Consider the following 6,055-nt stretch of genomic DNA (forward strand, 5'->3'; position numbering starts at 1 on the left):
GACACCCGGAGATGAAACGATGACGCCGGGAGATGAAACGATGACGCCGGGAGATGAAACGATGACGCCGGGAGATGAAACTACCCCACCATCACCGTAGTTGACTTGGGAGCGATAAGTCGTATTCAGTCACAGATGTCACAGATGAGACTTTTACTCGTGGAAGATGATGAGCGCATTACCGATGCCCTAGAAGAAGATCTCACCGATCAACATTATGCGATCGATGTGGCGCATGATGGAGAGGAGGGGTTAAATCTCGCTGATTCTGTCACCTATGACTTAATTTTGCTCGACATTATGTTACCCAAAATCGATGGGATTACACTTTGTCGGCGACTACGCTCCCAAGGCTGCGGTACTCCGATTCTGATGCTAACGGCTAAGGATACAATTACTGATAAGGTTGTGGGATTGGATGCCGGAGCTGATGACTATTTGGTTAAACCCTTTGACTTGCAAGAGTTATCAGCTCGCATTCGAGCTTTACTGCGTCGGGGTGTTTCTACTGCACCGCCAGTATTGGAGTGGGGTAAACTACGGTTAGATCCAAGTACTTGTGAAGTTTTTTATCAAGATCGCCTCTTATCGCTTTCACCCAAAGAATATTCGTTGTTAGAATTTTTCTTACGCCATGGTCGTCGTGTGTTTAGCCGCGCTCAAATCTTAGAACACTTGTGGCCCTTTGAGCGACTCCCGGAAGAAGCGACGGTGAAAGCGCATATCCGCAGTTTACGACAGAAGCTTGAAGCTGCCGGCGCTCCCAGTGATTTGATTGAAACGGTTTATGGTTTGGGTTATCGTTTGAAACAGTAATTGGTGATTGGGAAAGATTTATAATTTAAACCTCATAACTTAGTCAGGGCGGGTTGAGTTCAGTTAGAGGTTTTCTCCTCAACGTTATTGGTAAAACCCGCCCCTACGATCGGTCAGGGCGGGTTTTGAATAAATGTTATCATACATAGTGAAACGAAAGCACATAAACCCGCCCCTACACAGTCAAAACTCAGACGTAGCAGGCTACGTATCTACAGTTATTATAATGTTTCAAGGTTTACGATGGCGTCTATTGTTGTCTTACCTAACTGTAATGGCAGCAATTTTGAGTTTCTTTGGCACGGGAGTTTACGTCTTTGTTAGCCGTAATCTTTATTACCAACTGGATAAAAAATTATTGACTATGGCTCAAGCCGCCGCCGCTTCGTTTATTCCTGTGAAAATGAAGGGTTCTCAATATCTTAATCAAGTTGATGCGGTTCCCTGGCGTGATATTTTTAATCGGGATCAGCAAAGCTTAGAATGGTTTGATGCCAAGGGTCAACTTTTGGCAAGTCGAGGCGCCCTAGAGTTGGACTCTAGACTCAGAGTCGGTTCTCAAACCCTAGAGGAGAAGCAAAAGCTGAGACAGGTTCGCACGTATACCATTTCTGTGTTTAAAGATGGCTCAACCCCCAATCAGCCCTCTTTAGAAGGGTATATTCGCGCCTCTCAGTCGATGGAGGATATTCAAATCGTCCAACGCCAAATGCTGTGGGGATTGGGAATGGGTGGTGTTATGGGGTTAGGTTTAGTGGGTTTGGGTGGACTGTGGTTGACACAGAAAGCTTTGGAGCCAATTGAGCAAAGTTTTCAGCAACTTAAGCAGTTTACCGCCGATGCGTCCCATGAGTTACGCAGTCCTTTGATGGCGATTAAAGCATCGGTTGATGTGATGCGAAATCATCCGGAACGAATTCATCCTAAAGATGCGAAAAAGTTAGCGGCTATTGCTAGTGCTACTGATCAGATGAGTCACTTATCGGAAGACTTGCTTTTTTTGGCGCGAAATGATCGTAAAGTGTCAACGCCTAGCCGTGACAAAAGTATAATATCTCTGAATCAGATTTTACAGAATTTGCTGGAGTTATTAGAACCGTTCGCCCAAGATAAAGAGGTGACACTCCAGTCTCAGTGGTTAGCAACAGTTTCTGTGGTAGGGGATGAATCACAACTGATTCGTTTATTTTGTAACCTGCTGGAAAATGCGATTCAATACACGCCGACTAAAGGGAAAATAGACTTGATTTTGGCGAAAACTAATCGCTTTGCTATTGTGAGTGTTAAAGATACCGGAATTGGTATTGAACGAGAACAATTACCCTTTGTATTTGATCGCTTCTGGCGGGCGGACAAAGCCCGTTCTCGGCGCGAGGGGGGGACAGGGTTGGGTTTAGCTATTGCTGCGGCGATCGCGCAGCGTCATGGCGGGAAAATTACGGTGACGAGTGAAATTGGAGTAGGAAGCTGCTTTCAGGTGCGTTTACCTGCCGTTTAATACTAAATCCGCCTTTGTTACCCCTTTTTGCTACGGCGATTAAAATCGCTGCTATACAAACAAAGTCCGCCTACGCGGACTAAATTATAACGGGGGTGGGAAACCCGGATTTAGTGTAACTGACATCTTATCCAGAGTTTTTAAGGAATGTAGGGGCGGGTTTCACTATTATCATTTTTTTCCCGCCCTGATGTGGCTAAACCCGCCCCAACCAAAGAATAAACTAAAACGCAGATAAGCTGTCATGCATTTAACATTGGGTATTAGTAGCGAACAAGATGCAAAGCCTGCGGCATGGCTTCGCTAAACGCACTATAAGAATTTCGCCATTATTGACATTAAGTTTTAAATATCGAATAGCTTACTATCAATTCTGTTATCTGCCTTATTGTACTAGGGCGATAATTTCGCTTTTTTGGCACGGTTTTCTTTATACCATTGGGCAACCGCCGGAGACCATTGTTCAAAATGTACATAGAGAAGTTCACAGAACTTTTGTGCTTCTAATTGAGCATCTTTTTTCCACCTTAAATCTAAAAGATGCATTAGCGATCGCATATTACAACTCAGGACAAAATTTTGTCTGGCGTCAAATGGAATCAATCCTCTAGCATGTTCTTCAGATAACCCTTCCTCTATTCGTTGCTGATACCGTTTACAAGCCTCTAAACACCACTTTATATCTTCATTCCGTTGGGCTTCAGAATAGAAATAACGTTTTCCCTGGCGGTTGCTATAGTTTCCCACAGGGCGTAGGTAAAATACCTCTTCTATATCTTGCTTTCCTTGAGCAACATTAATAATTCGCTGTCCCGTATAGCGAAAGGAATTATGAACTACCATTCCATTGGCGACAAAATTATGCCATTGACCTTCTACCTCTAAATCATAGGTCTTATGTTCACCCAAATATTCAACCTTAGTAACCTTGACAGGGTGCGCCTTAATGTTAGTGTCAGCAGACTGTAACTGAGATTGCCAATCTAACGGATTAGTCTTGTTAGCCACGGCTATGCCATTACACATAACCGAGCAAGACTTTGTTAGTTTAATAACACAGCCATCGGCAGATGTGACTAAGCCAACTGCATCACCCATTGTCTGCCAACCGACTGATGTAAACAAGCGATGATTTACCGTGCAATCGAGGGTTTTACCATCGGCTAAACTGACTCGGTAAACAGGCTGAATTCCACGGCTTATGACATCTTTAATAGTCCCCGTTTCAAATAAACCATTTTCTTCGTTGAGAACGCGCAAATTCATGCTGCGGATGTGGTTTTTGCCGTCACAGTGATAGCATCCAGACGACTCTCCTTTGATTACTGAGATAGATTTTTTGGGGATGGTTTGTTCACCATTCGTCCACAGTTCGTATAACTCTCCCATCGTTGTTCTCGGTTCTGGGTGAGTTTCCCCCTTATCGTTAACAAACGTTACCTGAGTATTAGCCGCCAGACATTGAACATCGAAGCTCACGCCAACTCTATGCGTGCGAACTTGCTGCATCATTGAGTGCGGAAAATAACCAACATTAAATGTGATTTGGGGATGTTCTAAACAGCCATAATGTCCTCGCTCACCCGCCAACAAATGCTTAACAATTAGTTCACCTGACCGTTGTTCAGGGGGCCAGCGATCGCGGCTATGCCAAACATAATCTTCTGAGTAATCTTGGTGCATTGCCGCCCAAACCAGTTGTTGCGGATTGGGGGTAGCATTAATTACATCAATACAAAACCGTTCCACTTCGTTATGACCTCAATATAAATTCAAGCTTAATCTTATTGACAATAAATTTATTGGGTACACTCAAGCTTACCAATAATAAGCTATTTTTATTGCAATTTTAATGTCAATAATAGTAGTGCGTTTAGCGAAGCCATGCCGCAGGCTTTGCATCTTGCTCGCTACTGAGCATCTTGCTCGCTAAAATAATGGAATAGATTTTACCGTTGAATTGGGCGCAAGCTTTGCGCCCCTACTGTTTTTGGACACAATCATCATCGATATGGATTTGGCGTGTCACGCCAATATAGGCGAGATTATATCCTAATTATACCTGCTCAAGCTTGCCAAAATAATTATCAAACTTTAGAAAAAACCACTTTTTCCGGCTGATCTTGATATTTACCCTTACGTTGCTCATAAGTCACCGAACATAGCTCTGATTCAAAAAAGAGCAATTGGACAATGCCCTCATCCGCATAAATCCGACAATCGGCGGGAGAACTATTGCTAACCTCCAAGGTTAAATGACCCCGCCAACCTGCTTCAGCTGGAGTTAAATTGGCGATTATACCGGCTCTAGCATAGGTACTTTTGCCAATACATAAGACGGTGACATTTTCTGGCACTTCAATACGTTCCAAGGCTACGCCAAGACCATAACTATGTCCAGGAAGAATAAAATAGTCTCCCTGTTGATCATGATGTAATTGAGTCGGTTCTAAGTTTTCTGGATTAAAGTTTTTTGGATCAACTACCGTACCCGGGATATGCCGAAAAATACGGAACTCCACGGGTGAAAGCCGGATATCGTAGCCAAAGCTGCTCAAACCATAGGAGATAACATGTAGCGTATCAACGCGACGAACTAACTTTGCCTCAAAAGGTGTAATCATACCCTTGTCAGCCATTTGAGTTATCCAGGTATCGTTTTTAATCATCGCAGGTAATTATAGCCGACTTACTAGAATAACCCGAATAGTCGCAAAATGGATAGTATCGACTTTTATTTTGCAGGTTTAAAAAAGTCACACAATAATGGCACAACATTATCAAACCATCGCAGTTGCGCTCCACTCCAGGTATTGGTTTTAGAGGTGGCTAGCATGGCTCGCCCGTATGCTTTTCCTTTTTCGGTCAGTCGTCGCTCTCTCGAACCGGGTTTTGTCCATTCCTGAATGCCTAATTCATGGAGGGCGGCGTTGACTTGAGCCGCTTTAACGTTTTGTCCTAATTGCTCTGACACCTTCTTAGCGACTTGGGAGGCGATCATCCCGGATGGTTCCTCAACCGAATGAGTGACTAAAAGCTGTTGCGCTTGATTAGCTGCACTGGCTAAAGCCGGAAAACGCTGGGTGAGTACATTCAATTTCCACGACGCGATCGCACGTTGATCTAATCCCGCTTCCTCTAACCATTTGGCGATTAACCGTAACCCCTGATCCAGTTGCTGGAGTTGGTTATCCAGGGGAAATTCCTCGGTTTGGGGTAACGCCGCGATCGCAGCTTCGATGTCTTTGGGATAGGATGTCTCAACTGGCTCGATATCACTCGCGGGTTCAATCTGAAGAGTTTCTGGTGATGTAGAACGCGCTGCTTCCACCAAAGCCGTTGCTGTCTCATTCCCAGCATTGGCTTGATATTGCCAAAACGCTACGGCTGCATCCCAGGATGATAACGCGATCGGTCTAGGCTTGTCCGGTACCACAGCCTTGACAGTTTCTGGCAACTCGTTTTCGTTTGATTTACAAAATTTTTGCGCTGTCCCCTTGCTTTTACCCACGACTTCGGCGATTTGCCTGTGGGTGAACAACAAACGCTGATCCTGATCAGAGGTTAGCTGGTAACCAGAAACCTCAATGTTTCCAAGTTGGAAACGAACCGCTCTCGCTTCCCCTGCCATGTCACTTTACCTTCAATGAGCGACAAAACACGTTCCTGTACAACATTGTACAGTAACCAAGTAGGGGCTTGGTTACCAAGTAGGGGCTTGGTTACCAAGTAGGGGCTTGG

At 44.5% G+C, this 6,055-nt stretch carries 5 protein-coding genes; 2 read left to right on the forward strand and 3 right to left on the reverse strand.

What is annotated here, in order from left to right; all coding sequences use genetic code 11:
• Window positions 1–144 precede the first annotated feature (144 nt).
• Window positions 145–816: a response regulator transcription factor gene (locus ACLFWI_RS25500; protein WP_446415251.1), complete on the forward strand. Its 672-nt coding sequence runs from the start codon at window positions 145–147 to the stop codon at window positions 814–816.
• Window positions 817–1,042: 226 nt separating this feature from the next.
• Window positions 1,043–2,314, forward strand: a complete 1,272-nt coding sequence (locus ACLFWI_RS25505) for a sensor histidine kinase (RefSeq protein ID WP_446415247.1) — start codon at window positions 1,043–1,045, stop codon at window positions 2,312–2,314.
• 393 nt (window positions 2,315–2,707) lie between these two features.
• Here ACLFWI_RS25505 and thyX read toward each other — a convergent pair whose 3' ends face one another.
• The 3 genes from thyX to ACLFWI_RS25520 form a co-directional block, all read right to left on the reverse strand.
• Window positions 2,708–4,063 carry an FAD-dependent thymidylate synthase gene (gene thyX / locus ACLFWI_RS25510; protein WP_446415248.1) on the reverse strand — a complete coding sequence of 452 codons (1,356 nt, stop codon included), beginning with the start codon at window positions 4,061–4,063 and terminating at the stop codon, window positions 2,708–2,710.
• 338 nt (window positions 4,064–4,401) lie between these two features.
• Window positions 4,402–4,983, reverse strand: a complete 582-nt coding sequence (gene dcd / locus ACLFWI_RS25515; protein WP_446415249.1) for a dCTP deaminase — start codon at window positions 4,981–4,983, stop codon at window positions 4,402–4,404.
• Window positions 4,984–5,048: 65 nt separating this feature from the next.
• Window positions 5,049–5,945, reverse strand: a complete 897-nt coding sequence (locus tag ACLFWI_RS25520) for a hypothetical protein (RefSeq protein ID WP_446415250.1) — start codon at window positions 5,943–5,945, stop codon at window positions 5,049–5,051.
• Window positions 5,946–6,055: the final 110 nt, after the last annotated feature.

Origin of the sequence: Coleofasciculus sp., assembly GCF_046539235.1 — a bacterium.
GTDB lineage: Bacteria > Cyanobacteriota > Cyanobacteriia > Cyanobacteriales > Coleofasciculaceae > Coleofasciculus.

What these genes read in the sequence shown, in the direction of transcription:
- ACLFWI_RS25520 (WP_446415250.1), bottom strand. Translation starts at nt 5,945, where the DNA reads ATGGCAGGGGAAGCGAGAGCGGTTCGTTTCCAACTTGGAAACATTGAG.
- dcd (WP_446415249.1), bottom strand. Translation starts at nt 4,983, where the DNA reads ATGATTAAAAACGATACCTGGATAACTCAAATGGCTGACAAGGGTATG.
- ACLFWI_RS25505 (WP_446415247.1), top strand. Translation starts at nt 1,043, where the DNA reads ATGTTTCAAGGTTTACGATGGCGTCTATTGTTGTCTTACCTAACTGTA.
- ACLFWI_RS25500 (WP_446415251.1), top strand. Translation starts at nt 145, where the DNA reads ATGAGACTTTTACTCGTGGAAGATGATGAGCGCATTACCGATGCCCTA.